General features: G+C 54.6%; 29 protein-coding genes. 18 read left to right on the top strand and 11 right to left on the bottom strand.

The window, feature by feature from the left end; all coding sequences use genetic code 11:
- The first annotated feature begins 77 nt into the window (after positions 1–77).
- From ltaE to AC3WQH_RS00555, 4 genes are all read left to right on the top strand, one after another.
- On the top strand, positions 78–1,115 hold the full coding sequence (gene ltaE / locus AC3WQH_RS00570) for a low-specificity L-threonine aldolase (RefSeq protein WP_492331872.1): 1,038 nt from the start codon (positions 78–80) through the stop codon (positions 1,113–1,115).
- 258 nt (positions 1,116–1,373) lie between these two features.
- Positions 1,374–1,595, top strand: a complete 222-nt coding sequence (locus tag AC3WQH_RS00565) for a hypothetical protein (RefSeq protein WP_005835787.1) — start codon at positions 1,374–1,376, stop codon at positions 1,593–1,595.
- Complete coding sequence (locus tag AC3WQH_RS00560) at positions 1,592–2,638, top strand: peptide ABC transporter substrate-binding protein (RefSeq protein ID WP_492331871.1); 1,047 nt, start codon at positions 1,592–1,594, stop codon at positions 2,636–2,638. Before AC3WQH_RS00565 ends, AC3WQH_RS00560 begins: the two co-directional genes overlap by 4 nt.
- Before the next feature lie 19 nt (positions 2,639–2,657).
- Positions 2,658–2,858 carry a hypothetical protein gene (locus AC3WQH_RS00555; protein WP_007786962.1) on the top strand — a complete coding sequence of 67 codons (201 nt, stop codon included), beginning with the start codon at positions 2,658–2,660 and terminating at the stop codon, positions 2,856–2,858.
- A 43-nt stretch (positions 2,859–2,901) separates the two neighbouring features.
- Here the strand turns inward: AC3WQH_RS00555 and AC3WQH_RS00550 are convergent, their stop codons facing one another.
- A complete protein-coding gene (locus AC3WQH_RS00550; RefSeq protein ID WP_005835785.1) occupies positions 2,902–3,636 on the bottom strand; it encodes an alpha/beta hydrolase in 735 nt (244 codons plus the stop codon).
- Between the two features lie 334 nt (positions 3,637–3,970).
- On the opposite strand from AC3WQH_RS00550, the gene pdhA reads away from it, so the two are divergent.
- The 5 genes from pdhA to AC3WQH_RS00525 all read left to right on the top strand — a co-directional run bounded on the left by pdhA (position 3,971) and on the right by AC3WQH_RS00525 (position 9,255).
- The gene (gene pdhA / locus AC3WQH_RS00545) at positions 3,971–5,056 is read left to right on the top strand and encodes a pyruvate dehydrogenase (acetyl-transferring) E1 component subunit alpha (RefSeq protein WP_007786964.1); all 1,086 of its coding nucleotides are present in this window, start codon (positions 3,971–3,973) and stop codon (positions 5,054–5,056) included.
- Positions 5,057–5,059: 3 nt separating this feature from the next.
- On the top strand, positions 5,060–6,040 hold the full coding sequence (locus AC3WQH_RS00540; RefSeq protein WP_005835781.1) for an alpha-ketoacid dehydrogenase subunit beta: 981 nt from the start codon (positions 5,060–5,062) through the stop codon (positions 6,038–6,040).
- Between the two features lie 102 nt (positions 6,041–6,142).
- Entirely contained in the window at positions 6,143–7,546 is a 1,404-nt protein-coding gene (locus tag AC3WQH_RS00535) for a dihydrolipoamide acetyltransferase family protein (RefSeq protein ID WP_122952629.1), read from the top strand.
- 6 nt (positions 7,547–7,552) lie between these two features.
- Positions 7,553–8,962, top strand: coding sequence for a dihydrolipoyl dehydrogenase (lpdA, locus tag AC3WQH_RS00530; protein WP_005835777.1), 1,410 nt, complete (start codon positions 7,553–7,555; stop codon positions 8,960–8,962).
- A 131-nt stretch (positions 8,963–9,093) separates the two neighbouring features.
- Positions 9,094–9,255, top strand: a complete 162-nt coding sequence (locus AC3WQH_RS00525; protein ID WP_007786969.1) for an aspartyl-phosphate phosphatase Spo0E family protein — start codon at positions 9,094–9,096, stop codon at positions 9,253–9,255.
- A 22-nt stretch (positions 9,256–9,277) separates the two neighbouring features.
- Here the strand turns inward: AC3WQH_RS00525 and AC3WQH_RS00520 are convergent, their stop codons facing one another.
- Together AC3WQH_RS00520 and AC3WQH_RS00515 are read right to left on the bottom strand one after the other, a co-directional pair.
- Positions 9,278–10,000, bottom strand: coding sequence for a hypothetical protein (locus AC3WQH_RS00520; protein WP_492331870.1), 723 nt, complete (start codon positions 9,998–10,000; stop codon positions 9,278–9,280).
- A 131-nt stretch (positions 10,001–10,131) separates the two neighbouring features.
- Positions 10,132–10,281 carry a small acid-soluble spore protein P gene (locus tag AC3WQH_RS00515; protein WP_005835773.1) on the bottom strand — a complete coding sequence of 50 codons (150 nt, stop codon included), beginning with the start codon at positions 10,279–10,281 and terminating at the stop codon, positions 10,132–10,134.
- Positions 10,282–10,489: 208 nt separating this feature from the next.
- Here AC3WQH_RS00515 and AC3WQH_RS00510 point away from each other — a divergent pair, with 208 nt between their 5' ends.
- Both AC3WQH_RS00510 and AC3WQH_RS00505 read left to right on the top strand, forming a co-directional pair.
- Positions 10,490–11,347: a HEPN domain-containing protein gene (locus AC3WQH_RS00510; protein ID WP_005835771.1), complete on the top strand. Its 858-nt coding sequence runs from the start codon at positions 10,490–10,492 to the stop codon at positions 11,345–11,347.
- A gap of 32 nt (positions 11,348–11,379) precedes the next feature.
- Positions 11,380–12,807, top strand: coding sequence for an ABC-F family ATP-binding cassette domain-containing protein (locus AC3WQH_RS00505; RefSeq protein ID WP_492331869.1), 1,428 nt, complete (start codon positions 11,380–11,382; stop codon positions 12,805–12,807).
- Positions 12,808–12,875: 68 nt separating this feature from the next.
- Here the strand turns inward: AC3WQH_RS00505 and AC3WQH_RS00500 are convergent, their stop codons facing one another.
- Both AC3WQH_RS00500 and AC3WQH_RS00495 read right to left on the bottom strand, forming a co-directional pair.
- A complete protein-coding gene (locus AC3WQH_RS00500) occupies positions 12,876–13,388 on the bottom strand; it encodes a DUF6886 family protein (protein ID WP_122952631.1) in 513 nt (170 codons plus the stop codon).
- A 32-nt stretch (positions 13,389–13,420) separates the two neighbouring features.
- Complete coding sequence (locus AC3WQH_RS00495) at positions 13,421–14,485, bottom strand: phosphodiester glycosidase family protein (RefSeq protein WP_290426160.1); 1,065 nt, start codon at positions 14,483–14,485, stop codon at positions 13,421–13,423.
- Between the two features lie 127 nt (positions 14,486–14,612).
- Between AC3WQH_RS00495 and AC3WQH_RS00490 the strand changes: the two genes are divergently transcribed.
- From AC3WQH_RS00490 to AC3WQH_RS00480, 3 genes are all read left to right on the top strand, one after another.
- Complete coding sequence (locus AC3WQH_RS00490) at positions 14,613–14,759, top strand: hypothetical protein (protein ID WP_165328990.1); 147 nt, start codon at positions 14,613–14,615, stop codon at positions 14,757–14,759.
- Positions 14,760–14,919: 160 nt separating this feature from the next.
- Complete coding sequence (locus tag AC3WQH_RS00485; RefSeq protein ID WP_005835763.1) at positions 14,920–16,191, top strand: DEAD/DEAH box helicase; 1,272 nt, start codon at positions 14,920–14,922, stop codon at positions 16,189–16,191.
- Between the two features lie 36 nt (positions 16,192–16,227).
- Complete coding sequence (locus tag AC3WQH_RS00480; protein ID WP_005835761.1) at positions 16,228–16,383, top strand: hypothetical protein; 156 nt, start codon at positions 16,228–16,230, stop codon at positions 16,381–16,383.
- A gap of 57 nt (positions 16,384–16,440) precedes the next feature.
- Here the strand turns inward: AC3WQH_RS00480 and AC3WQH_RS00475 are convergent, their stop codons facing one another.
- Together AC3WQH_RS00475 and AC3WQH_RS00470 are read right to left on the bottom strand one after the other, a co-directional pair.
- A complete protein-coding gene (locus AC3WQH_RS00475) occupies positions 16,441–17,916 on the bottom strand; it encodes an amino acid permease (protein WP_327920050.1) in 1,476 nt (491 codons plus the stop codon).
- Positions 17,917–18,145: 229 nt separating this feature from the next.
- The gene (locus AC3WQH_RS00470; protein ID WP_197186908.1) at positions 18,146–18,994 is read right to left on the bottom strand and encodes a serine/threonine protein kinase; all 849 of its coding nucleotides are present in this window, start codon (positions 18,992–18,994) and stop codon (positions 18,146–18,148) included.
- Positions 18,995–19,103: 109 nt separating this feature from the next.
- On the opposite strand from AC3WQH_RS00470, the gene AC3WQH_RS00465 reads away from it, so the two are divergent.
- The 3 genes from AC3WQH_RS00465 (at position 19,104) to AC3WQH_RS00455 (ending at position 21,721) form a co-directional block, all read left to right on the top strand.
- The gene (locus AC3WQH_RS00465; RefSeq protein ID WP_005835755.1) at positions 19,104–20,222 is read left to right on the top strand and encodes a DUF3900 domain-containing protein; all 1,119 of its coding nucleotides are present in this window, start codon (positions 19,104–19,106) and stop codon (positions 20,220–20,222) included.
- Between the two features lie 21 nt (positions 20,223–20,243).
- Complete coding sequence (locus tag AC3WQH_RS00460) at positions 20,244–20,834, top strand: DUF1444 family protein (RefSeq protein ID WP_429787665.1); 591 nt, start codon at positions 20,244–20,246, stop codon at positions 20,832–20,834.
- A gap of 167 nt (positions 20,835–21,001) precedes the next feature.
- On the top strand, positions 21,002–21,721 hold the full coding sequence (locus tag AC3WQH_RS00455) for an apurinic/apyrimidinic endonuclease family protein (RefSeq protein ID WP_310670308.1): 720 nt from the start codon (positions 21,002–21,004) through the stop codon (positions 21,719–21,721).
- Positions 21,722–21,905: 184 nt separating this feature from the next.
- On the opposite strand, the gene AC3WQH_RS00450 is transcribed toward AC3WQH_RS00455, so the two are convergent.
- From AC3WQH_RS00450 to AC3WQH_RS00440, 3 genes are all read right to left on the bottom strand, one after another.
- Positions 21,906–22,844, bottom strand: a complete 939-nt coding sequence (locus AC3WQH_RS00450; protein ID WP_221843343.1) for a hypothetical protein — start codon at positions 22,842–22,844, stop codon at positions 21,906–21,908.
- 19 nt (positions 22,845–22,863) lie between these two features.
- Entirely contained in the window at positions 22,864–23,919 is a 1,056-nt protein-coding gene (locus AC3WQH_RS00445) for a DUF2515 family protein (RefSeq protein WP_026557280.1), read from the bottom strand.
- A 112-nt stretch (positions 23,920–24,031) separates the two neighbouring features.
- Entirely contained in the window at positions 24,032–24,172 is a 141-nt protein-coding gene (locus AC3WQH_RS00440) for a hypothetical protein (RefSeq protein ID WP_007786995.1), read from the bottom strand.
- 103 nt (positions 24,173–24,275) lie between these two features.
- Here AC3WQH_RS00440 and AC3WQH_RS00435 point away from each other — a divergent pair, with 103 nt between their 5' ends.
- Positions 24,276–24,584 (top strand): iron-sulfur cluster biosynthesis family protein, encoded by a 309-nt coding sequence (locus AC3WQH_RS00435; RefSeq protein ID WP_025845973.1) that lies wholly within the window; start codon positions 24,276–24,278, stop codon positions 24,582–24,584.
- Positions 24,585–24,589: 5 nt separating this feature from the next.
- On the opposite strand, the gene AC3WQH_RS00430 is transcribed toward AC3WQH_RS00435, so the two are convergent.
- Entirely contained in the window at positions 24,590–25,039 is a 450-nt protein-coding gene (locus AC3WQH_RS00430) for a DUF441 domain-containing protein (RefSeq protein ID WP_025845972.1), read from the bottom strand.
- Between the last annotated feature and the right edge of the window lie 7 nt (positions 25,040–25,046).

The following is a 25,046-nucleotide window of genomic DNA, read 5'->3' as shown; positions in this document are numbered from 1 at the left end:
AGGGAATTGCAGTTGCAATGTGGAAAGTGTTCTGGAACATAGAGTTGCTAGACGAACATGCGGAAGGGGACGCTTTTATGAAAATGGATTTGCGCAGCGATACCGTCACGAAACCGACTGAAACGATGCTTCGCGCGATGGCGGAAGCCGAAGTGGGCGATGATGTTTATCGCGAAGACCCGACGGTAAACCGACTGGAGCAGCTTGCAGCGGAACGGCTCGGGAAGGAGGCGGCCTTGTTTGTCACCAGCGGCACACAAGGCAACCAGGTCGCTGTGCTGACCCACTGTGTCAATGGTGACGAGGTGATCGCGGAAGCGGAATCGCATATTTTTTATTACGAAGGGGGAGCGATGTCGGCTCTGGCTGGCGTGCAAACCCGGACACTCGCGGGAGAGCGCGGTGCCTTGCGCCCGGAAGACGTGGAAAAAGCGATCCGCGGCAACAACATTCATTTTCCGCGAACGAAATTGATTTGCCTGGAAAATACGCATAACCGGGCTGGAGGCGCGGTGGTCACTGTCGAGCAGATGAAGGGCGTCTATGACGTGGCGCAAAAGCACGGGATTCCGGTTCATCTAGACGGGGCGAGGCTGTTCAATGCGGCGGTCGCCCAAGGAGTCGACGTTTGCGAACTGAGCCAATACACGGATACCGTTCAAGTTTGCCTGTCCAAAGGGCTGAGTGCGCCCGTAGGCTCCATTTTGGCTGGGGACCGCGCTTTTATCGAAGAAGCGAGATGGTGGCGAAAAAAGCTCGGCGGAGGCTTGCGCCAAGCGGGCTATTTGGCTGCGCCGGGAATCATCGCCTTGACCGAGATGGTCGAGCGGCTGCGTGAAGATCACGAGCGGGCACAGCAGTTGGCCGCAGGCTTTCGCAAGCTGTCCCTGACTGTCGAGCCTGTCGAGACGAATATCGTGCTGGTCAGGACCGATTCGATCCAGGAGACAGCGGTTGACTTTTTGCAGCGGCTCGCAGACAGAGGGGTGTTGGCGGTCGACTTCGACGAATACGTGATCCGCTTTACGACGCACCGTAATATCGACGAGCAAAGCGTCGCCAAAGTGCTGGAAGTCGTAGAGAAGCTGCTGGGAGCAGCGAAGTGTTCCGGGTAACGATACAGGCTGTTTGAGCGAGAGCGAAAAGCCAGTCCAGCACCAGACAAGGGGCGGACTGGCTTGTTGCTTGGGAAGCGCCGAAGAAATAGAACGAATTTTTTGGCAATATGTATAAAAATCTTTCGCCGCTAGCACATGATTTTCTACCAACTCGTCCGATTCCTTTTTTGCGGTGATGCGATAGCATGGTGGAGAGTAAAAGACTGTCAATCAGTCATCTTCGCGAACTCGACACAGACGAGGAGGACGCGAGAGTTGAAGAAACGAACAGGCGCGCTATTGATTGGGTTTCTGATTTTTCAATTCGTTGCAGGCTGTAGTTCGTCCCAGCCGTCGGCAACTGACAACCAGGGCACAGAAACAACGAAATCCGAGCAAGCCAAAACGCAAGAGATGGTCTTGAACTGGAATGCGGAAGGGGGAGAACGCCGACGGCAGACCCGGGCCTGGCATCAGACGGGACTTCCTTTGACGTGATTACGGCCTGTTTTGAAGGGCTGACGCGCTACGGGCCTGACGGAAAGATTGCGGGAGCGCTGGCCGAGAACTACTCCGTTTCCCCCGATATGCTGACGTACACGTTTCAATTGAAAAAAGACGCCCTCTGGTCCAACGGTGATCCCGTCACCGCGCACGATTTTGAATTTGCCTGGAAGCGCAATCTCGACCCGCAAACAGGCTCGGAGTACGCCTACATGCTTTATTTCATCAAAGGAGCGGAAGAATTTAACACGGGAAAAGGAAGCAAGGATGCCGTCGCGGTCAAAGCGCTCGATGACCACACGCTGGAAGTGCAGCTCAATTCGCCCGCGCCGTTTTTTTACGAGCTGACCGCTTTCCCGACGCTGTTCCCGCTGCACCAAAAAACGGTCGAGTCCAATCCGGGCTGGGCGGCTTCTCCTGAGAACTACATCGGAAACGGCCCGTTCAAGATGGATGTTTGGGAGCATAAAAACAAGCTGGTGCTGGTCAAAAACGACAAGTACCATGACAAAGACGCGGTGAAGCTGGACAAGATCGTCTGGAGCATGATTACCGACACCAACACGTTGCAAGCGCTGTTTGATTCCGGCGATCTCGATTGGGGCGGCCACACTGCCTATACGCTGCCTGTCGATTTGCTGCAAAGCTTGCAGGATGAGGGCAAAATTGTGCTCGACCCGTATCCGAATACCGTAGCGGTTACGTTTAATACGACCCAGCCGCCGTTTACGAACAAAAAAATTCGCCAGGCGTTTTCCTACGCGATTGAGCGCCAGCCGTTGGTCGACGGAATTGTCCTGCCGGGTGTTCCCGCTGCCTACGCCTGGGTGCCGCCCTCGATGAAGCTCAGCAGCAACGATTACTTCAAGGAAGATGCCGCCAAGGCGACGGAGCTGCTCGCAAGAAGGCTTGAAAGAGCGAAAAATAAATCCAGAAAGCCCCCGTCTGTCCAAGAGCGGCTCTTGCGGCATGGCGGGGGTTTTTCTCCGTCGTTCGCGTGTATTTCCCTTCTTCCAAAGAAATACTATAGCCATTGACTCTTGAGGGAAAAGAGGGATGAACATGATATCGGCCAAAGAGCGTGAGCGGCTGCAAAACCAGATGAAGCGCGACGAGAGCAAGATCGTCAACATCGTTCTCCAAAATGCGCAGCAGGTAGCAGGAGAAATTGAAAAAGCCACCCACCAGGGCATTTACATGGTAGATGGCCGTTATTACGGATACGAAGAGATCAAGGAAATCAACGGCTCGCTCTAGCCGAAAACGGACACGTCGCCAAGCCAGCCGAGTCTGGAAGCGGCTACAGGCGCGGCGGCGGGAAAAAGTGGCGAAGGGCATCCGGCAGCTCCTTTTGCCACAGGCCCCAGACGTGATTGCCCGGCTTTTCGGCATAGGACAGGTTGGCCTGTTTGGCCGTGAGCAGCTTTTTCGCTTCCCGGTTCCATTCGACGAAGTCAAACGTTCCGATATGCGTCTCCACGGCGGTTTCGTCCAGTCCCACGACCATCCAGATGCGCAGCCAGGACAGGCTCTCGCGGCTTTGGATGGCGTCGAGCGTCGGCTGGAAAAAGGCTCCCGACAGCGCAAGCACCTGCGAAAACAGCTCAGGCTGGTCCAGGGCGAGATGCAGCGCCACAGTGCCTCCGAGCGAATCGCCTGCAAGCACGCGGGACGCTTTGTCGCGCCTAACGGGATAGCGCTCCTCGATGTACGGCAGCAGCTCTTCGCAAAAAAAGCGTTTGTACGCTTCGTTTCTTGCGCCGACGGGGGAGTATTCGCTCGTCCGCTTGCTGCGGTCTACCGAGACGCCGACGACGAGGAACGGCTCGATGCCTTCCTCCAAAATGAGCTGGTTGGCGATGGTAGCGATTCGTCCCATCGTAAAAAAGTCATTCCCGTCCTGGCAGTAGACGACAGGATAGGACAGAAGCTCGTTGTAGCCCGGCGGGAGGTACACTTTGACCGAGCGGGGAGTGTCCACATGAATGCTTGGCACTTCTTCTTTTATGATCGTTCGTTTTACATATTCAGACATCGATTTACACTCCTGTTTGCTCAAATGTAAAACTAAGCCTTGAAAAAAACTGATACAGCTTTTATAGTAAATGATAACAGAGAGGAAATAAACCCTGTAATATCAATACTATAACACATTAAACAGACAATTTGTCTGCAGTATAACAGGGTGGTGCAAACGGCGCTGTAAGCCCTTTCTTGCACGAGACAACTTTTCTTCTGCTTTTTCCATTATTGGGGACACTTCCGACATCGTTCGCACTCGCCGCCATTGATTGAGCATCTGCTCGGTGAAACGCGGCAGGGCGCACGGCAGGCAGGAAGCCCCTTATTCTAGTGACGAGGTGAATGAGATGAGCGTAACCACTGCTGTTGAACAAACAGAGAACAACGCCCCGCTGCAAATTCTTGCACCGGACGGTACGGTTGTTCGTCCTGACTTGATGCCTGAGCTCTCTGATGATGAGTTGCGTGAACTGATGCGTAGAATGGTCTTTACCCGCGTGTGGGACCAACGCGCTATCAGCCTGAACCGTCAAGGTCGTCTCGGCTTTTACGCGCCTGTAGCGGGTCAAGAAGCAAGCATGATCGGCTCCGAGGCAGCGCTTTCCAAAGAAGACTTCATCCTGCCAAGCTACCGCGACATTCCGCAAATGGTATGGCACGGTTTCCCTATGCACAAAGCGTTCCTCTACTCCCGCGGACACATCGAGGGTGGACGGATTCCGGAAGGCGTCAACGTACTGATGCCACAAATCATCATCGCTGCGCAATGTACGCAAGCGACAGGTGTGGCGATGGGCTACAAGCTGCGCGGCGAAAAGCGCGTGGCGATCAACTACTTCGGTGACGGGGCAACCTCCCAAGGTGACTTCTACGAGGGCATGAACTACGCAGGCGTTTACAAGCTGCCTGTCATCTTCTTCTCGCAAAACAACGGTTACGCGATCTCCCTGCCGTTCGAAAAGCAAACGGCTTCTGAAAACATCGCCGTAAAAGCAGTGGCTGCCGGTATCGCCAGCGAGCGTATCGACGGTATGGACATCCTCGCTGTTTACTACGCGGTGAAAAAAGCGAGAGAACGCGGCGTGAACGGCGAAGGCGCGACACTGATCGAAGCGCTGACCTACCGCTATGGTCCACACACCATGGCAGGTGACGACCCAACCCGCTACCGCTCTGGCGAAGAGCAAAGCGAGTGGGAACTGCGCGATCCATTGATCCGCTTCCGCAAATTCCTCGAAGGCAAAGGCCTCTGGAGCGAAAAAGACGAGGAAGCTGTCATTGAAGAAGCAAAAGCAGCAGTTGCGGACGCGATCAAAAAAGCGGACGAAACGCCGAAAATGAAAGTGACCGAACTGATCGATGTAATGTTTGAGACACTGCCGCCTGCACTCGAAGAGCAAAAGGCAGAATTCCTGGCGAAGGAGTCGAAATAAGCCATGGCACAAATGACAATGGTTCAAGCCATTACGGATGCAATGCGCGTAGAGTTGAAGCGCGATGAAACCGTACTTGTCTTCGGGGAAGACGTAGGGAAAAACGGCGGGGTATTCCGTGCGACAGAAGGTTTGCAAGCTGAATTTGGCGAGCAGCGCGTATTCGATACGCCGCTCGCTGAGTCCGGAATCGGTGGACTGGCTGTAGGCTTGTCCATCAACGGCTTCCGTCCTGTAGCGGAAATTCAGTTCTTTGGCTTCGTTTTTGAAACATTCGACGCGATCGCTTCCCAGGCGACTCGTATGCGCTACCGTTCCGGCGGTCGCTTTTCCAGCCCGGTAACGTTCCGCTCCCCATTTGGTGGCGGCGTGAAAACACCTGAGCTGCACGCTGACTCCCTGGAAGGCTTGATGCTGCAAACGCCGGGTCTGAAAGTGGTTATCCCTTCCAACCCGTACGATGCAAAAGGTCTGCTGATCTCCGCGATTCGCGACAACGATCCGGTCGTGTTCCTGGAGCACATGAAGCTGTACCGTTCCTTCCGTCAAGAAGTGCCAGAAGGCGAGTACACCATCCCGCTGGGTAAAGCGAACGTAGTAAAAGAAGGCAGCGATGTTACCATCATCACCTATGGTGCTATGGTGCATACCAGCCTGAAAGCCGCAGAAGAAATCGAAAAAGCGCGCGGCGCGAAGGTAGAAGTCATCGACCTGCGCACCATCAGCCCGCTCGATATCGACACCATCGTCGCATCCGTGAAGAAAACAAACCGTGCGATTGTCGTGCAGGAAGCGCAAAAAACTTCCGGTGTTGCTGCGGAAATCATCGCGCAAATCAACGAGCGCGCCATTCTCCACCTCGAAGCGCCTGTGCTGCGTATCACTGCGCCGGATACAGTCTATCCGTTTGCACAAGCAGAGGATATCTGGCTGCCTGACGTGAAACGCGTGGTAGACGGACTCACGCAAGTGCTCGATTTTTAATCGGAAACAGACATAATGGCGGAAAAGTTGAGAGCTTTCCGCCTTCTTTCCGAAATTTGCAGGCTGTTCATTGAAGCGTAGTGTTTAAAAGGAGGAGATACTGTGAGTCGTTTTACATTCAGACTCCCGGAGCTCGGCGAGGGTATCCATGAAGGCGAAATCGTCAAATGGCACGTACAGCCCGGAGATTCCGTAGAAGAAGACCAAGTCATTATGGAAGTGCAAAATGACAAGGCGGTAGTAGAAGTTCCATCGCCTGTAAAAGGAAAAGTTGTCGAGCTGAAAGTGACAGAAGGGACTGTTTCTGTCGTCGGCGATCCTTTGATCGAGTTCGAAGTAGAAGGCGAAATTCCGAACCTGCCAGACCACGGTCACGGCGATGCGCATGGGGCTGAAGCTGCACCAGCTCCTGCTGCTGACAAAATGGAGCCAGGCTGCGACATCGGCTCCCAGGTGAGCGCAAATGCAAACCAGGCGCTGGAAACGCCAATGGCGCCGCAAGCGACAGCGACAGCGGTTGCCGCTCCAATCGACCGCAAGCACGTGTTGGCTACTCCTTCCGTGCGCAAATACGCGCGTGAAAAAGGCGTGCAGTTGACACTGGTACCTGGTACGGGCAAGCTCGGCCGCATCACCCGCGAAGACGTAGACCGCTTCGTAGCGGGCGGCGCTGTCGCATCCGCTCCTGCCGCACAAGCAGTAGAAACGGCTGCTCCAGCAGCAGTCGAAGCTCCGGCAGCGGCTCCAACTGGTGTTGCCCAAGCAGCATCTGCGCCAACCGTTCACTACAGCGCACAAGCTGGCGAACTGGAAGAGCGCGTTCCGCTGAAAGGCATCCGCAAAGCGATTGCCAAAGCAATGGTGAAATCCGCTTACACAGCGCCACACGTAACGATCTTCGACGAAGTGGACGTAACCGCACTGGTTGCGATGCGCAAAGACGCGAAACCACTCGCAGAAGAGCGCGGCGTGAAGCTGACTTACCTGCCAATGATCGTGAAAGCAGTCGTAGCGGGTCTGAAAAAGTTCCCAGAGCTGAATGCTTCCATTGACGATGAAAAACAAGAAATCATCTACAAAAAATATTACAACATCGGTATCGCGACTTCGACAGAAGACGGCCTGCTCGTTCCTGTCGTCAAAGCGGCTGACAGCAAGTCGATTTTCCAAATCGCTGGCGAAATCAGCGAGCTGGCGAAAAAATCCCGCGAGCGCAAAGCGAGTGCTGACGAGCTGAAAGGCTCTACCTTCAGCATCACCAACATCGGTTCCGCTGGCGGCATGTTCTTCACGCCGATCATCAACTACCCAGAGGTTGCAATCCTCGGCGTTGGTCGCATCAGCGAAAAACCAGTGGTGAAAAACGGCGAAATCGTGGTTGGCCAAATGCTGCATCTGTCCTTGAGCTTTGACCACCGCTTGGTTGATGGCGAACCTGCGCAGCGTTTCGTCAACTACGTGAAGCAGCTTCTGGAAAACCCGACGCTGCTCGTCATGGAGGGATAAGAGACAATGGTAGTAGGTGAATTTACGACAGAAGTAGACGTGCTCGTCATCGGTGCGGGCCCAGGCGGATATGTGGCGGCGATTCGCGCCGCCCAACTGGGGAAAACCGTAGCGGTTGTGGAAAAAGCAGAGCTGGGCGGCGTGTGCCTGAACGTAGGTTGCATTCCTTCCAAAGCGATGATCCATGCGGCACACACGTATGAGCACGCTCAACATACCGAATCCATGGGGATCACCATGGAAAACGTCAAAGTGGATTTTGCCAAAGTCCAGGAATGGAAAAGCGGCATCGTGAAGCAGTTGACAGGCGGCGTTGGCTCCCTGTTTAAAGGTAACAAAATCCAGGTAATCCCAGGTGAAGCGCTGTTCGTCAGCGAAAACGAAGTGCGCGTCTTCCACGGTTATGACGTGAACCGCTATCGCTTCGAGCATTGCATCATCGCGACCGGGTCCCGCCCGATCGAGCTGCCTGCCTTCCCGTTCGGCAAGCGCGTGCTGTCCTCGACAGAAGCTCTGTCCTTGACCGAGCTGCCGAAGAGCATGGTCGTGATCGGCGGCGGCTACATCGGCATCGAGCTGGGTACGGTGTTTGCGAAATTCGGTACCAAAGTGACGATTCTCGAAGGCTCCGATCAAATTTTGCCTGGCTTTGAGCCAGACATGCCGCGTCTTGTGGAGCGCAAGCTGAAAAAGCTCGGCGTGACCATCCATACCAAAGCGCTGGCGCAAGGCATGGAAGAGACCGAAAACGGCGTGATCGTGAAAGCCGAAGTCAAAGGCGAAGCGCAACAAATCGAGGCAGAATACGTGCTCGTCACCGTTGGCCGCCGTCCGAACACCGATGAGCTGGGCGTTCGCGATATCGGCATGAACTTGACCGATCGTGGCCTGATCGTCGTTGACAAGCAAGGCCGCACGAACATTCCTAACGTGTACGCGATCGGGGATATCGTGCCAGGTCCTGCGCTCGCCCACAAAGCTTCCTACGAAGGAAAAGTGGCTGCCGAAGCCATTGCCGGACATCCGGCTGAGGTGGACTACAAAGCGATTCCTGCGGTTGTCTTCTGCGATCCGGAAATCGCAAGCGTGGGTATCAACGAACGAGAAGCAAAAGAAAAAGGCATCGATTATGTGGTGGGACGCTTCCCGTTTGCTGCAAACGGCCGCGCTCTGTCTGTCAACGCAGGCGAGGGCTACGTGAAGCTGATTGCGGAAAAAGGCTCCAACCTCGTCCTTGGCGCGCAAATCGTAGGTCCGGAAGCTTCCAACATCATCGCGGAAATCGGCCTGGCGATCGAAATGGGCGCTACGCTTGAGGATATTGAGCTGACCATCCACGCTCACCCGACACTCGGGGAAGTGACGATGGAAGCGGCTGAGCTGGCGCTGGGTCGTCCGATCCACGTGATGAAATAACAGCGGCACCTGCGAAAAAAGCCTTGTTCCTATACGGATACAAGGCTTTTTTCTTCCACATCTTACCCTTTCCACCTGTTCTTATATAATGTAAAATAGTGGGAGACTGACGTGGGTGGAGGCTTGGCAGCATGGAAACTACGAGTAAGATGATTGATGACTTGCGCCAAAAGCTGGAACGTGCAGCCAAAGAAGCAGGCTACAATTTTCTTGACCCAGAAATCGTGAAAATAAGTCAGCAACTGGATAAATTGATCGTTGCGCATATGTTGCATGAAAAACGCCCTTCTTAAAGGGCGTTTTTAGTGGAAAAGCTCAGGAGAAGGAGTACAGCAGGTGAGCGTTCGTTCCCTTTTTGCTGAGACAAGGCTCCTGGGCATAATAATAGCTGGGATACAGGATTAACTGCTGCGCATGGTCGTCTGGGCCATGGCTCGGATATGTCAGGTGGCAAGTCTCTTCATCCAGGGAGAAGGCGGGAGAGAGCGACTGCAGGTAGGAAAGCAGGGCAGGAACGCTTTGCACGGCATAGTAAATGCGCTCCGCCTCTTTCACAAACTGCGGCGCGATGCTCTCCCAGTTCTCTTCAAAAAACAGTTGCCAGTAAGACGAGACGAACAGGCTGAAACGGCCTTTTACATAATCAGAGTCTTCCTTTATGTCCAAATACACTTGCGGAATCTCGTGCTGCTGCATCCATTGGTCGAGCATCGGAGTCACACTGCGGACAAATTGCTCGGTCGGCAGCGACACGAAGTATTCGTATTGATCGTCCACTCCCATCACGCCTTTTGTCTGGACGGGATCGAAGGAGTCGGGGAGACCATAGCGGAAGAGCGGGAGCAAATACTGCCATTCTTGCTTGAGGCGAGCGGATTCAAATTGCTCCAGCTTGTCCTCTGACCATGAAAAGAAGCGTTCAGGGGGAGTCGGCTTGGCGAGAGTGTGCAGGCTGGCTGCCAGCTCGTACAAAGGAGAGACGCTGTAGCTGATCGCGTTCGAAAGCGGGCCGTTGCCCGGAAGTGGAATGGTAATCATATTGGGCTAAACCTCCATTATGGATACTGCATCCATCATAGAGCATCCCTGTGGGACAATTCAATCATTTTGTTGTAAGAAAAAGGAAAACCCGAACGGACTGATTCCGCTCGGGCCTTTTAGCCAACAGCTTACCCTTCCCGCGTTTTGATGGAGCGGGAATGATTTTTTTGCTTGACTTTTTTGGAGCCAGCCAGCGGTTCGCCGGTCTGCTCCTGTGGCTTTGCCGCATTGTTGTATGTTTGGTGCGGATTTTCGTCGAGAATATGATCCTTTTCCATCAAATCATCTCCTTCTTTTCGTAGTTTGTCGCAATCCGATGGTGACGAACCATAGGAATTGCTGGTATTCTATAAGGAAGCGTGTCTGCGATTAGTAGGAATTGATATGTTGTCAAAAGAGCAGAAAGGCACGATACTGTTTATGTAGCGTCCGTTTGATTATGTAAACAAGAACCGCGCTTTTTTACGGATCTGAAAGGAGCAGCCAATGCCACTGTTGATTGCGCCCGTGTTTAATTCGATGACGACACAGCCCATTCGGATCGAGCTGCCTAATGCGTATTACTTGATCTCGGGGGCTGAGCGGCCGTACGAGATAGCTTCGCGTTATTTGCGAAACGAGATGGACGAGAACAAGCGCATTTTCGATTCGCGGGTCAACCGCAACAGCCTGTTTTTGGTTGCGGAGCACGCGGAGATGAAAGTGACGGATGACCGTCCATGGATCGAAGAGATCGAAAACAAGCTGAATTTGTCCGCCATAGATGGGACATGCTCGATTCCGTACGTCCTGACGATCAATGGCAACATGTGCGGGATCACGTACTTGAAGCGCTCCCTCGACGGAAGCAAATTCGAGTTTGACGAGGCGACCCAAAACGTGTTCGAGCGACTGATAAATCATCAACTGCCGTCGCTTGCTTTTCGCCGTTATTCCCTGTCGCTGGAGAAAAAAAGCAACGAAGACCAACTGCTCGATTTGTGGATTGCTCTGGAGTCGCTGTTTGCTCCCGACGGAAAAAAGGGCGAAATCACCTATAAATTGCGGGTGCGAATGGCGTATTATTTTGGAGAGTCGTACGCGCAGCGGCAAAAAATTGCCCAGTTTGTAAAAAAATCGTACAATCATCGTTCAGAGATCGTGCACAGCGGAAAAATGTTCGGCAACAAGCTGACAGATGAAGTCAATACGCTGCGGTTGATGGCGAGAGCGACGATTCTGAATACGGCGATGCACGGCATCAGCCTGCAGGATATGCGCGTGAGATTGGACGAGTTGATATTGACAGGCGAAACCTATGCACAACGGTATGCGCCGTCTTATTTTGAAAGTATTATTTTGTAGACCTCACAGAGGAAACAGGAGGAAGCGTTTGCATGAGTGTTTTGATTGTGGAAGATTTGTCCCATGGCTTTGGGGATCGCATTTTGTTTCGGGACGTGTCCTTTCGCCTGCAACCGAACGACCGCGAGAAGACGATTCGCGACGTACTCAAGGATGCGTTCTTGCCGCTGTTGGAGCAGGAGCAGGAGCTGATGGCGATCGGCGAAAAAATGGCCGAGGCGTCGCCGGAGGAACTGGAAGAACTGCTGGAGCGCATGGGAGAAATTCAGGATAAGCTGGAGACGAGCGGGTTTTACCTGATCGACGCCAAGGTGGAGGAGATCGCCAACGCACTTGGACTGAGCGCGATTGGGCTGGAGCGCGACGTCGCATCCTTGTCCGGCGGTCAGCGCACAAAAGTGCTTTTGGCGAAGTTGCTGCTGGAGCAGCCGACCGTCCTTTTGCTAGATGAGCCGACGAACTACCTGGACGAAGAGCATATCGTCTGGCTGAAAAACTACTTGCGGGAATATCCGTACGCCTTCATCCTGATTTCCCACGACACGGCGTTCATGAACGAAGTCGTCAACGTCATTTACCATCTGGAGTTCACGAAGCTGAACCGTTACACGGGGAACTACGAATCGTTTCTGGCGCAGTCCGAGATGAAGCGCAGCCAGCATTTTGACGCGTTTGAAAAGCAGCAGGAAGAAATTGCGCGCATGGAAGACTTTATCGCCCGCAACAAAGCGCGTGCGTCCACGACAGGCCGCGCGAAAAGCCGCCAGAAGCAGCTTGACAAAATGGAGCGGATCGACAAGCCGGAGACAGCGGCGAAGCCTTCCTTCATTTTCAAGGAAGCACGCGCGAGCAGCCGCTTTGTCATCGAAGCGGAAGACCTGGAGATCGGGTATTCGCATCCGCTGCTGCCAAAGCTGAGCGTGAAGCTGGAGCGCGGCGAAAAGGTAGCGATTGTCGGGATGAACGGCGTGGGGAAATCCACTCTGTTGAAAACGTTGCTCGGCATCATTCCGCCGCTCGGAGGCAAGCTGGAGCAAGGCGATTTCCTGCACCCGGCCTACTTTGAGCAGGAAGTCAAGCCGAAGCCGATCACCGCACTGGACGACGTCTGGAACGAGTTCCCGTCGATGAACAACCACGAGGTGCGCGGAGCGTTGGCGCGCTGCGGCCTGAAAAACGAGCATATCAACCGCAACATGAACGCCCTGTCCGGGGGCGAGCAGGCAAAGGTGCGCCTCTGTAAGCTTTTGCAGCGCGAGAGCAACTGGCTTGTCTTTGACGAGCCGACGAACCACCTGGATGTAGTCGCGAAGGAAGAATTGAAGCGGGCCTTGAAAGAATTCAAAGGCACTGTCCTGCTCGTCTGCCACGAACCTGAGTTTTACGAGGATTGGGTCACGCAGACGTGGGATGTAGAAAAATGGAGTCTAGAGCAAGCGAAAACTCCGATTAAACTGTAAAAACAAACAGGCAGCCACATTCGTGTGGACTGCCTGTTTCATTTGGCAAAAAACTACGTGGAAAGCGATCAGGTAACGGCGTTTCGCATGCGAATCATGGAAAATTGCAGGCTGCTGTCGAGCAGCGCTGCTTTTAGCGGCATCAGGGACGGGGTGATCCGCAGTTCAATGTTCGCCTGCGCGAGCCGGGCGAGCAAGTTGCCCATCGCGGTGACCTCCACAGGCTGAACGGACTTGCTGGAGACGAAGTAGCCCGCCCCTTCGTCGAGACAGGAAAACAGATCGGCAGCAAACGTGTACTGGTAAAGCACGGTCGTGGCAAGCGTACTGTACCAGCGGCTTTCTATCGCAATGACCATCCTGGCACTGCCAAGGCCGAGAAAGCGCTCCTTGTCTGCCGCAGTCGAATCCGCTTTGGCATAAAAAGCAATGCGCGGCCAGTCGCGCGGGAAGTAGTACATCGGCGCGCGTTCCGCGTCGATTGCCCAGACCGAAGGAGGCAGGCTGGGATGGCTGGGATGCGCGCGCGGGTGAAACGTCGCAATCGAAGGGTCTTCACTGTAATGAAAGACGTAGTCCATGGCAGCTCCTTTCGTCGACCGTCTGACGAGGGCTAAATCACCGCCCAGGCGTTCGGGAGGTAGCGGCCGCGGTAATACGGGCAAGACGTTTTCGTAATCGCCTCGCCGTTGTACAGCATCATCGAGCTGGAGCCGCCGTCCATCGCCATGGCGGTTACGATGCCGCGCTCTTCCAGCAATTCTGCCAGGTCGTTCATGCTCGCGCCGATTGAGTGGCCAGGCTGGCGGCCGTCGATGACGACGAAGACGATCGTGCCGTCCGCTTTTTGCCCAATCGCTGTTCGCGGCTGGATGCCCCAGCTTTTCGCAGGCTTGTCCTTGAACAAGTTTTTCCCGTTCACAATCAGTTGCGGGCGGAAGCTCATCGCATCGCGAACGCCCATTTTCACCAATTGCTCGGCCGTATAGCTGCCGGTAATCAGTTTGCCGTCGTAGGTGATGCCCAAGGCAGTTTCTCCGCTTTTCGGATTGTAGCCCTGGAGAATTTTCCCGTCGTGGATCACCACGCCGTATGCTTTGGCGCCTTTTCCGTAGCCATCCGGGTCGGAGAAGCCGCTCGCGTTGACGATGCCGATGGCGTTTGTCTTTTTGACGAACTCGTCGAGCAGATCGCCGCGGTCCTTGCGGTTGGTGACGACTAATTGTACCCGTTTCGGGTCGCTGATGTACATGATTTTTCCTTTGAAGTAGTAATTGCCTTTGGAAACGTCGATGTCTTCCACCTCGATCAATTGTTTCGGCTTTTCCGGTGGCGTTTCGACCACGGGCTGCTCCTGCGGCGATTCTTCCGGCTTGGCTGTTTCATCCGGCTCGGAGTTGATGACTTCCGGGTTGCGGATTTGTTGCTTCAAGGCGTTGAGCTTTTCTTCCGGCAAAAACGTGTACGGTGCCCAGTAGTCGTGCTGCGTCGTCAGGAGCGTCCCTGCCGCCCACTCGCGCAGCTCCTCGCCGCTTCTGGTGCCAAACAAAAAGATGATCCCGATGAGTGCAAGCGTAGTGCAAGTCAAGGCCGACACCAGTATCAGGCGCTTTACCCAGCGCCAAGGTCTTTTTCGTGTTGCGAGCTTGCGCGATCGCGCGCGTGACAAGGTTTGCATGAGTCCTCCACATCCATCTGACAATATGATTGGTTATTCCTTATAAAAGGACGAATGAATGGGTAAAAAGTTTCAGCAAAATAATAAAGGATCACCAGGGGAAAAATAGAAGCGGGAGGTGATGGCTGTGCGCGGCTATGATGAAGCTTTTCAACAGGAAGTAGAGGAGTATCGGAACAATCCCGACAAGGGCACACGCAACCAGACGACGAGTCGGGACCGTCACGACCTGGCCGAAAAGCAGGAAACCCGTAAGGACTCGAACAACGGGTAAAGCACGCCAGGCGAAGTCCGAAACACGGATTTCGCCTGTTTTTCCACATCCGGGACTTGCAGCCTGGGCAAGCGGTCATTCGTGAGCCGGGCCCTCTGTTATACACGGGCAAAGTGTGGTAAGCTTACCCAATGTACGAATATACGCCAGGAGGGTTCTTGTGAGCACCACGTTTGCTGATTTACAAATTAGCGCGCCGCTTGTTGCGATTTTGCGCGAACGAAAAATGGAGACGCCGACCCCCGTGCAAGCAGAAGCGATCCCGTTGATCGCAGCCGGGCGGGACGCCTTGATCGAATCTCCGACTGGGACAGGCAAAACATTTGCCTATTTATTGCCGCTGCTGACAAAAATGGATCTGGATAAAAAGGACGTGCAGGCGCTTGTGCTGGCGCCGACGCATGAGCTGGTCGTTCAAATTGCGAAAGAAGCCGAAAAGCTGTTGCCAGGAGCCGATCATGCGGTCGTTCCGATCATCGGCGGTGTCGATGTCAAGCGCCAGGTAGAGCGTTTGAAGAAAAAGCCGGTGCTGGTTGTCGCCACGCCAGGCCGTCTGCTGGAGCTGATCGAGCAGCGAAAGCTGAAGGTGCACGAAGTCAAAACGGTAGTCGTGGACGAAGCGGACCGAATGCTCGATGCGGGCTTCGGCAAGCCGGTCCAGGAAGTGATGAAAAAAACATTGCGCGACACTCAGCGTCTGCTGTTTTCCGCGACGATTTCCGAGCAAATTGTCGAGGCGGCCAAAGCTTTTACAAAAGACGCTGTGCTTGTGCGGGCGCAAGCACCAGAAGGCGCAGCCGGAGTCGCCCATCTGTACCTCGTCTCCGATCCGCGCAAAAAAGTGGACACGCTCAGACGCTTGCTGCGGCTCGTCAATGTTCGCTCCTCGATCGTGTTTGTCAACCAGATCGAAAAAGTGGACGAGATTGTTTCCAAACTGAACTACCATCATCTGGCCTGCCGACTGCTGCATCGCGATGCGTCCAAGGAAGAGCGGGCGCGGACGCTCCAGCAGTTCCGGGACGGCGTGTTCCCGGTATTGATTACGACAGACGTGTCCGCACGCGGCATTGACATACCGGAAGTGGAATGCATCGTGCATTACGACCCGGCACCAGACGCAGATACGTACATTCACCGCAGCGGACGCACGGGACGGATGGGACGCGCCGGGCTCGTCTTTTCGATCATCAGTCCGCAGGAGCGGTTTATCATCCAGAAGTTCGCCAAACAGACAGAGCTTGCCATCGCAGAAAAAGTGATGTCGCACGGCGCCCTGGAAGATCCGCGACCGGAGCGAAAGCCAGCAGGCAAGCCAACGGCAAAAGGCAGACCGCAAAACCGCCAGCCGGAAGCGGGCAAGCCGGTTGCCGCGAAAAGCGGCTCCTCCTCAAAACGCGTACATAAGAAGGGCGGCTTTGGAACAAAGTAGGACAAGAGGTACACATCTTGTCTGCAGGAGGTTTCCATGCGCAAAGATCGCTTGTATGAAGAGGATTTGCTGGTGAACGGCACGGTCGGCGGAGAGGTTTTGTCGAAGCAGGAGCGGCAGGTGCTTCGCCGCGAAGCAGGAGAATTGAAGGAAAAGATGGAAGCGGCCAAGCAGGAGCCGATTTCCGAGTAACCAAAAACAAAGGAAAGAGCAGAGCAGCCGACGCAAGCGGTGCCCTGCTCTTTTTGCCTAATGCTCGTCGCGGGTGAGATTGCACTGCTGCAAAGGAATCACCTTTGTCTTTTTCACGAATTTATAGCCGAGCCAGAGCAGGAGGAACATGGGCAAGCCGATGTAGGAGACGAGAATGCCGTTCCAGTCGATCGTCTCGCCTGTGAATGCGCTGTAGTTTTGCCCGACGATAATCACCGTACAGAGAATGAAGGCGAACACGGGGCCAAACGGATACGCTTTTGCCCGATACGGCAAGTCGTTCAGATCGCGGCCTTGGGCGACATACGCCTTACGGAAGCGGTAGTGGCAAATAGCGATGCCGACCCAGGTGATGAACCCGGACATGCCGCTGGCGTTGAGCAGCCACATGTACACGACGCCGTCGCCAAACAGCGACGCCAGAAAAGCGAGCATGCCAACCGCCGTAGTCGCGTACAGCGCGCGTGTCGGAATGCCTCGCGCGTTGATTTTGCGCAAAAACTTCGGGGCTTTGCCTTCCATCGCCAAAATCCACAGCATCCGCGCCGAGGCGTACATCCCGGAGTTGCCACAGGATAAAACGGACGTGAGAATTACCGCATTCATCACGGAGGCCGCGAACGCCAGCCCCGCTCTTTCATAGACGAGCGTGAAAGGGCTTACAGAAATGTTTTCCAAATCGCCGCTCATCAGGTTCGGGTCTGTGTACGGGATGAGCAGGCCGATGATTGCAATGGACAAAATGTAAAACAGCAAAATGCGCCAAAACACTTGCCGGATAGCTCGCGGCACGTTCACCCGCGGGTTTTCGCTTTCGCCAGCCGCGACACCGACCAGCTCGGTTCCCTGAAACGAGAAGCCCGCGACCATGAACACGCCGATCATCGCCATAAAGCCGCCGTGAAACGGAGCGTCGCCGACCGTGAAGTTTTTAAAGCCGACCGCTTCGCCGCCCATGATGCCGACGATCATCATCAGCCCGATCGCGATAAAGCAGATAATCGCAATCACTTTGATGAGTGCAAACCAGTATTCCCCTTCGCCGTACGCTTTGACGGAGAGGAAGTTCAGCGCGAACAAAAGTGCGAGAAACAACGCGCTCCACAGCAAGGAAGAGCTTTCCGGCAGCCAGAACTTCATGATGAGCGCGGCAGCGGAAATCTCCACGGCGATCGTCACCGCCCAGTTGTACCAGTAGTTCCAGCCGAGCGCGAAGCCAAGCGCCGGATCGACGAAGCGGGAAGCGTACGAGCTAAACGACCCTGAAACGGGCAGGAACGTAGCCATCTCGCCCAGGCTTGTCATCAAAAAGTAAATCATGATGCAGATCAAGCCGTAAGCCGCAAGCGCACCGCCTGGCCCTGCGGAGTGGATCGTCGAGCCGCTGGCGAGAAACAAGCCTGTACCGATGGAGCCGCCGATGGCAATCATCGACATGTGCCTTGCGCGCAGCCCTCTTTTCAACTCATACTGCTCTTTGTTCTCTCGTGTGTGCAGTGGAGTATGACTCAATATGATGCCCCCTTTTTTACAGCGAATGAAAATTTATAATATTCAGGTTACAAATAGGATAGTTGATTTGGAGCCGATAATCTATTCGACGGGGTGTCATAAAAATGGGAGTGATTATTATCCAACATGTACAAAAATCCCCTTTTTCCTCACTGGGAATTGGCTGCTGTCCATGCACATAAAAAAGCAGAGCAGCCGTTGTCGGGACGGCGCTCTGCTTTTGCCGGGGTCATGTTTGCTGCGGGCGACTCTCGCTGCGCTCGTGGCGTTGCAAGTACAGCGCAAGCTCCTGCAGCCATTCGCGAACGCTGCCATAAGGCTCGTCCATCTGGAGCAGCTTGCGAATCATGCTGCGGATTTCTGGAGACAGCGCTAGCTCCTCCTCCCAACTGCGTTCCGGCGCGCCTTCCTCGGGAGAGTAGCCGGAATAGAGCAAAAACAGGAAAAAGTGCCCAAGCGCATACAAATCGCTGGCAGGCGCCACTTCGCGCTTCAACTGTTTTTCCGACGGATAGGCGCTGAGCGATTCGGCCATGTACGTCGGCTTGTCGCCGATGAACCGCGCCAGCCCGAAGTCGATCAAATACGGCTGTCCGTCCTGCCAGATGACGTTTGGAATGCGCACATCGCGGTGGATCAGCCCCTGGTCGTGCAGATGGGCAACGAGTTGGCCGATCTGCTGCATGTAGCGGGCGCACTCGTACTCATCCACTGCGATGCCGCGCTCGAACAGCATCTCCTCCAAAGTAGGCCCTGACAAATACGTCATCACGAGAAACGAGTCTTTGCGATACGTAAAGGCGTCCAGGCAGCGAGGAAATTGCGGATGGGACAAAGAGGACAGCACCTTGCGCTCATACGCTTGCATGGCCGCTCCCTTTGGCGTATGGCGCAGGCTGGGCTTGACCTGCTTGAGCACGACCTGTTCTCCTGTAGGCGTGTGGGTGGCGAGATAGGCGATTCCGTAGCTGCCCATCCCGAGTACGTGCTGAATGTTATAAGCGCCGATCGTCGTGCCCGGGCGATAGGGCTTGTCCAGGAAGGTGTTCATCCACCATTCTTTTACGTGCGTCCACATAGCCGCTTCTCCTCCTGTTGTCATCTTACCACGAATGGAAAAAGCCTGACCTTTTTTCGTGCAGGTTTGCTATAATCAGGTTCGGTACATGTAGACAGGAGCGACGAGTATGAATTTTATCATTGACTGGTTATCCTTTTATTTGATTGAACAGCCTGAGGAAGAAGACGGCATCAAGCAGGTGCGCATGACGCGCTACCTGGGCCATGATGAATATCAGCGCAGCGAGCTTCGCGACTTTTTGGACGGGGAGTTTGCCCGCATCGCCAAACGCAAGGTCGAAATGAATCCGAAGACGGAAGGGACGCCGACCAAGCTCGGCCAATTCGTGGTGGAGCCGGGACATCCGCTCGACTCCAATCCGAACTACGCGCTGCTGAACCGCTTGCTCGCAGCCGAGACGCCTGGCGAGAGCAAGGAGCCGTGCCAGGAGCTGGTGCAGTCGTACTTGCGAACCTCGCAGGTGCGGGGCGGCGTGCTGATTGTCGTGCGCACGCGCCTGGAGCTGCTTGATGAGCGCTACGTGTTTATTTTGAAATGCGATTTTGAACAGAAAACAGCAGTCATTACGGATGAAAAGAGCCTGATTTCCAATGTGCGTATGGCAATCAATGCGAAAAACATGAAGTCGCTGATGTATCCGTACATGATCGAATCCGGGATGAACGATCCGTATCATGTGAAAATCCATCAGTTTTCCCATGCGCGCTACTTCGAGGAATTTTTGCGCTTTATTGAATATCCGCAAACGGTGACGCAACTCGTCTCCGATGAGGTCATTTCCTTGGCGCGTCAGCATATCGAATACACGTATCCTGAGGAATCCGAGGAAAGGGTGCGGGAGGAAGAAGCGATCGAACTGATCGCAGCAAGCCCGAAGCGGGAGCTGGCGGAGAAGTGGGAGCACGAGACGGTCATGGAAGCGATGCACATCATTACGGACCGCCAGCCGGAAGTCGAACTGAAATTCAAGCTCGATCACATGCAAATTCGCACGCTGCTCGCCGATTACGGCTCGAATTTGCACATTGCCAAGGTGAACGGACGGTATTTGGTCGTGTTGGAGGGGGAGCAGCTCCAGTTTGAGCGGGGAGTGTCTCCGGTGGAGTTTGCGAAGCCAAAATCATTGGCCGAGGTCGTCAAGGAGATCGAGGAGCGCAGCAGCCACTACGCAAAGCCAATGGTCAGCATGCCAAGCGCCGTCGACGATACACCGCCTTGGGACTAAACGAAGAGGGGGACTACCGCCATGCAGGAAAAAGGACTGACTCTGATCGGGCAGGAAAAAAACGTGTATCCTGTCCTGCGCCATGTCTCTATCGCCGAGAAGTTTCCCGGTCGCTTTGTCGTCCGGGAGCACACAGCAGATACGCGCGTGCTGTATGCGCTTGACCGTGGCGAAGGCTACGCGCTGATTGAGACGGACCTGCTTACTCAGGCTGGTTGGACGAACGAACAGCTTCACCAGTACGCGATGGACAACTTGCAAAAGCTGCCGTACACGGTGAAAACGCAGGAAGTGGCGGGCAACCGGATTCATTTTATCAGCCCGCCGGACGGCTACGCGGCAAGCCGGATTCTCCTGGACTCTCTGCTGCGCCGGTTTGACCAAGAAAAACGTGGAGACTCGCTCGGCGTGGCCATTCCGCATCAGGATGTGCTGATCGTAGCGGACATGACCGGGGAAGTCGGCGCGAACTTGCTCGCCCGCCTGACCTACGATTTTGCCTCCAAAGGCCAGGTGCCGATTGCCGTGTTGCCGTTTTTTTGGGAGGATGGAGAGTTGACGCCGTTTCTCGTCGTCTCGCACGACAAAGACAGCAAGCCGAATAACAAGTAGAAAGCGCGAGGGGCTCTCGCGTTTTTTGTTTTGCAGCCGGGCAAGCAGGGGTTAATGCAGGCTCTAGCGGTCGAAGTTTGTTGCTTTTTTTGTCTGAGTTATCTTGTGGTAGAATCTGACTGGAAGCAAAAATTGCCAGGCAGGTCTGAAAAAGGGAGCGTCACTATATGCACATGCGCAACTTCATGATTGGCCAATACGGTCAATTCGATCACAAAAAGTACAAACGAGACTTTAAAAAAGGGTTTTACGGAATCGAGGCGTGTCTGCTTGCCGCAGAAGAAGACGTTCAAACCTTGCAGCGGGAAGCGCAAGTTAACGGTTTTCAGATCGGCGTTCATTTTCCCCTCAGGGCGGGAGAATCTCCATTCAGGGACGCGTTGTTCATGCACCCCGATGATGGACTGCGAAGCGAAGCATTTGCGCTTGTCGAGCGCGAATTGCAGTACATGCAAGTGCTCAAGCCCGTTTATGTTTTGTTCCATTATCCAAAGCCCGTCATTTTGGACGATCGCGTCGACTGGCAAGAGTGGCGCTTTGCAGACGCCAGCGAGTACGTTTTTGAATCGGAATATTCAATTTCCGCTTTTGTGGAAAGAAGCGAGAGGTTGTTTGCTTGGCTAAGCGAAAAGGGAGAGGCGTATCAGTTTGTCCCCGTCTTGGAATTTGATGCGCTCAATCGGTACGTATATGAGACAGATGTGGTAGAAAAACTGCTTATGAAATATCCGAAGATCAAGCTGTGCCTGGACAGCGGCCGACTATTTTTGCAAGACAAAATCGACCCGCACTTCGATTCGAGGCGAGTGGTGAAGTCTCCATCTGTGGACGATGAAAGCGACGGATGTTTTTTCCCACAATCATTATCCTGTGCTGCCAGCCTATAAGCCTGAATTTGGCTGGGCGCCAATCGAAGACTACTTGCGGATTGTGAGGGAGATAAACTCGGATGTCAAAATTATGTTCGAGCATCGCTCCGAGCTGATCGACGACAAGCAACTGATGACCTGCTACACCTGGGTGGAACAACTGCTGTACGGGGAACGGGAGCGGGCCGATAGCTAAGCCAATCTACTCGCCAAGCAACAACTCCACAAACCGTCCCGCCTCGTGAATCAGCCAGTAGGGCTGCCGCGGTCCGTATATGTACAGGTCTGTCGCAACAGTAAGCATGTTGCGCACACGCTGCTCATCTCCCATCATGCGGGCACACACGCCCATGACCATCCACGGATACGTGTCGCCAGTCACAAACGCATCGAAGCGAGGAAATGCTTTCGTTATCCGCTCATAGAGCATGGAGGGGACTGTAGGCTCGCACAAGCTGTACACAATTGGAAACGCCTGTGAGGTGACATCTGGATACCATTTTCGCCAGCCGGGATGGGAGCGGTCGTACATTGCGTACGAACGGCGCAGGCGGCTGTACATGCCGGCAATTCCGGCCTTGCAGGCGGCGGCGCGCACAGAAGCCTCCTGTGCCAGCAGCGCATTGCCGAGCGAGGCAAACAAGTAGTGCGCGTCATCCAGTCCTTTAGCGACCTCGCAATTGTCCATCAAATATTTGACGCGAAACGAATGTTTGGCCCAGGTCAGGCCGTCTGTTTGCTGCAGCCGGGCAATCCCTTGCAGCAAGTACGCGAGCACGTCCTGATTGGCTGCGAGCCAGGAGCAATCGCCTGTGCTGCGGGTCCACTCCGCGACGACAGAGAAAAAAGTCGCGTGGTAGCTGTCTTCGCTGTCGGCTGCCCCCGTGTCGAGCTCTTGTCCGCGATCGAGGCGAAAGTCGTTGATGTAACCGTCCGCATTCAAATGCTGCACATACCAATCCATGTAAGCGCGGACCGCCTCCCACTCTTGTAGCCGGACAAGCGCGATCAAGGCCAGATTGGTAAAATACGGATTGATCTGATCCCGGCCAGGTCCCAGCAGAAAAGCCCCGCCAGGAAGCTGGCAGGACAAAAGATAGTCACGTTGATGGGCAAGCAGGTCGCTGCGGGCGTCGTACATAGAGGTGTGGCCTCCATTCTCAGGTGAACGTTGTCACCAATTTTACGCCGTATTCCATCCAGTGCAAAGCCCGCATGTACGAGGCGGCGTCAATCGCAGGCAGTTGTGCGGGCTTTTCCACCTCCTGATGCCATTTTTCGTCCCGGAACCAGTCGACGCCATCGGCGGGCGCGTGCTCGACGTCAGCCCAGACGGCGTGCAAGGAGGGACTGTACAGCTTGGGCTGTCCGGGCATTAGCTGGTCGCCCTCCAGTCGCAGCTCGTAGCCTTTGTCCGCTTGCCTAGAGCGGCGGCGCGGGGTAAACAGATGCGGCCAATAGTCTGCGCGCGAGCCGGTATGCCGGATGCGCGTGCAAAACGTGCGCATTTTTTCCAGCCGCTGGCGATCTGCGAACAAAAGCTGGTACAAAGTCTTCCCGATGGCGATGCGCTGGATGAGATCCGGAAAATGATGGACGTTCACTCCGGCGATACTCAGTCTTTTGTCAGTAGGGTGCGCCTTGTAGGGAAACAAAATCTGGTTGAGAGAAAAAAGCGATTGCGTAAAAAACGCATACGTGGAAAAAATGCGTTTCATCGTAAACGGTTTATGTACGACGCGCTGCTCAATGTACTGCTGTTCGTTGACGATCAGGGCGCGCGTGAGCCGCGAGCTGTCGCCTGACGCGAGGAACTCCTGCCAGTACGGCTGCATGAATACGGAGACGCCAAGTGGTGCGAGCAGTGAAGTCAAATCCTCGCCACGCCGCTTCATCTCGGCATACAGGAGCAGTTGCGGGTAGGCATCGTAAAAAATCAGCCAGTTGCTTCGTTCCAGCATCCAGAAAAACGGCTCGATTTCCGCTTCGTCCAAGATGGCGGGAAGCCATTCGCCTTTCAAATCGGTCATGTTCCAACCGCCGTTGCGCGAGACGAGGTGGGCGAGCAGCGCCCAGTGGACTTCCTCATGCTGGCGGTAAAAATTGAGATACGCCTGGGTGCGGGTGACGTTGTTGCGGTTGGCGATGTCCGTTTGCCGCCTGATCTGGGCGACGAGTCCTTGGTGGTCGAGAGAAGTAATCGTTGTCATGGTCATGAATGCTCCTTGCCCTTTGCCATTGGAACAGGCCAGCGAGGGGAAATGGGGAAATGCTTTAGTTGTTGAGAGGGTGAAAAAAGCAGGTCATGAAAAACGACCCGCTTTCGTTTCAACCAATCATTTCCAGGACCAGAAGCCGAACGAGCAATTTTTCCTTGGCTTCTTCCCACGATTTGGCGAAGATGACAACATGCTCGGATTGAAACTGGGTTTCTGCGACAAACATGCCGTCCTGTTCGTAAATGTTCATAGATGATCGTCCTTTCCGCTGCCTTTCAAGCATTGTATGCTATCATCAGAGAGATGATGCATACAAAAGTGCTGGAAAAAGCAAGCAGGAAGGTGGAAACACGGTGAGAATCAAGCTGACGAAGGAAGCTGTAGACCAATTGCAAAAAGCGACGCGACCGGTGCGGATCAACGGCGAGCTGGTAGGCGGCTGTGGAATGACGGTCGAATACGCGCTCTGGCTCGATGAGGTGACACCGCAGGATCAGGTGATACAGGTCGAGGGGATGACGCTGTTGCTCGACCCGGAGACGATCGCGTACATCGGCTCGGAGGCGCTGACGATTGACTACCGTCCGCAGCAAGGCTTTCGCCTGGTCACGCCTGAGCAAATAGTGGCTTACGGCCTGTCGCTCAAAGAGCGCTGGGGCTGACGTTTTTATTTGGGCAAAAATTGCAGGATGAACGCGAGAATCCCGGCAGCGATGAGCGGGCCGACTGCGACGCCGCGGAAAAACGTGACGCCGATGATCGTTCCGAAAAGCAGTCCCGTGACGATCAACGGATTGCCAGCCATCAGCGCCGTTCCTTTTCCCGCCAGGTAGGCGACGAACACGCCGATGACGACGGCCAGCACCGTTTGCCAGTGGGTGAACAGATCCAGCATGGAGGCGGGAGTGATTTTTCCGCTCGCAAGCGGCGTGAGAATGCCGATCGTCAAAATGATGATGCCAATCTGCAAGCCATGCTGCTCAAGCACCGGGAAAAACCGTTCCAGCGACAGAAGCCGCATCAGCAAAAGCAGCGCTACCGCGATCGAGACGGTCGCATTATTTCCCACGATGCCGAGCGCAAGCAAAAGCAGCAGCGCAAGATTGATGACGTCCATGGCGATT

It is taken from the genome of Brevibacillus sp. FW301-21C12A (genome assembly GCF_058788915.1).
Note: the sequence above shows the minus strand (reverse complement) of the source record. Positions and strands in the feature narration are given on the sequence as shown.

Excerpts from the sequence above, each read along its gene's own strand:
- AC3WQH_RS00480 (WP_005835761.1), top strand. The coding sequence starts at position 16,228 with ATGCGCAAAGATCGCTTGTATGAAGAGGATTTGCTGGTGAACGGCACG.
- AC3WQH_RS00450 (WP_221843343.1), bottom strand. The coding sequence starts at position 22,844 with ATGTACGACGCCCGCAGCGACCTGCTTGCCCATCAACGTGACTATCTT.
- AC3WQH_RS00465 (WP_005835755.1), top strand. The coding sequence starts at position 19,104 with ATGAATTTTATCATTGACTGGTTATCCTTTTATTTGATTGAACAGCCT.
- AC3WQH_RS00440 (WP_007786995.1), bottom strand. The coding sequence starts at position 24,172 with ATGAACATTTACGAACAGGACGGCATGTTTGTCGCAGAAACCCAGTTT.
- AC3WQH_RS00500 (WP_122952631.1), bottom strand. The coding sequence starts at position 13,388 with ATGGACTACGTCTTTCATTACAGTGAAGACCCTTCGATTGCGACGTTT.
- AC3WQH_RS00495 (WP_290426160.1), bottom strand. The coding sequence starts at position 14,485 with ATGCAAACCTTGTCACGCGCGCGATCGCGCAAGCTCGCAACACGAAAA.
- pdhA (WP_007786964.1), top strand. The coding sequence starts at position 3,971 with ATGAGCGTAACCACTGCTGTTGAACAAACAGAGAACAACGCCCCGCTG.
- AC3WQH_RS00430 (WP_025845972.1), bottom strand. The coding sequence starts at position 25,039 with ATGGACGTCATCAATCTTGCGCTGCTGCTTTTGCTTGCGCTCGGCATC.
- AC3WQH_RS00520 (WP_492331870.1), bottom strand. The coding sequence starts at position 10,000 with ATGATTACCATTCCACTTCCGGGCAACGGCCCGCTTTCGAACGCGATC.
- ltaE (WP_492331872.1), top strand. The coding sequence starts at position 78 with ATGAAAATGGATTTGCGCAGCGATACCGTCACGAAACCGACTGAAACG.
- AC3WQH_RS00550 (WP_005835785.1), bottom strand. The coding sequence starts at position 3,636 with ATGTCTGAATATGTAAAACGAACGATCATAAAAGAAGAAGTGCCAAGC.
- AC3WQH_RS00515 (WP_005835773.1), bottom strand. The coding sequence starts at position 10,281 with ATGGAAAAGGATCATATTCTCGACGAAAATCCGCACCAAACATACAAC.
- AC3WQH_RS00470 (WP_197186908.1), bottom strand. The coding sequence starts at position 18,994 with ATGTGGACGCACGTAAAAGAATGGTGGATGAACACCTTCCTGGACAAG.
- AC3WQH_RS00455 (WP_310670308.1), top strand. The coding sequence starts at position 21,002 with ATGCACATGCGCAACTTCATGATTGGCCAATACGGTCAATTCGATCAC.
- AC3WQH_RS00445 (WP_026557280.1), bottom strand. The coding sequence starts at position 23,919 with ATGACCATGACAACGATTACTTCTCTCGACCACCAAGGACTCGTCGCC.
- AC3WQH_RS00540 (WP_005835781.1), top strand. The coding sequence starts at position 5,060 with ATGGCACAAATGACAATGGTTCAAGCCATTACGGATGCAATGCGCGTA.
- AC3WQH_RS00505 (WP_492331869.1), top strand. The coding sequence starts at position 11,380 with ATGAGTGTTTTGATTGTGGAAGATTTGTCCCATGGCTTTGGGGATCGC.
- AC3WQH_RS00555 (WP_007786962.1), top strand. The coding sequence starts at position 2,658 with ATGAACATGATATCGGCCAAAGAGCGTGAGCGGCTGCAAAACCAGATG.
- AC3WQH_RS00525 (WP_007786969.1), top strand. The coding sequence starts at position 9,094 with ATGGAAACTACGAGTAAGATGATTGATGACTTGCGCCAAAAGCTGGAA.
- AC3WQH_RS00510 (WP_005835771.1), top strand. The coding sequence starts at position 10,490 with ATGCCACTGTTGATTGCGCCCGTGTTTAATTCGATGACGACACAGCCC.
- AC3WQH_RS00460 (WP_429787665.1), top strand. The coding sequence starts at position 20,244 with ATGCAGGAAAAAGGACTGACTCTGATCGGGCAGGAAAAAAACGTGTAT.
- lpdA (WP_005835777.1), top strand. The coding sequence starts at position 7,553 with ATGGTAGTAGGTGAATTTACGACAGAAGTAGACGTGCTCGTCATCGGT.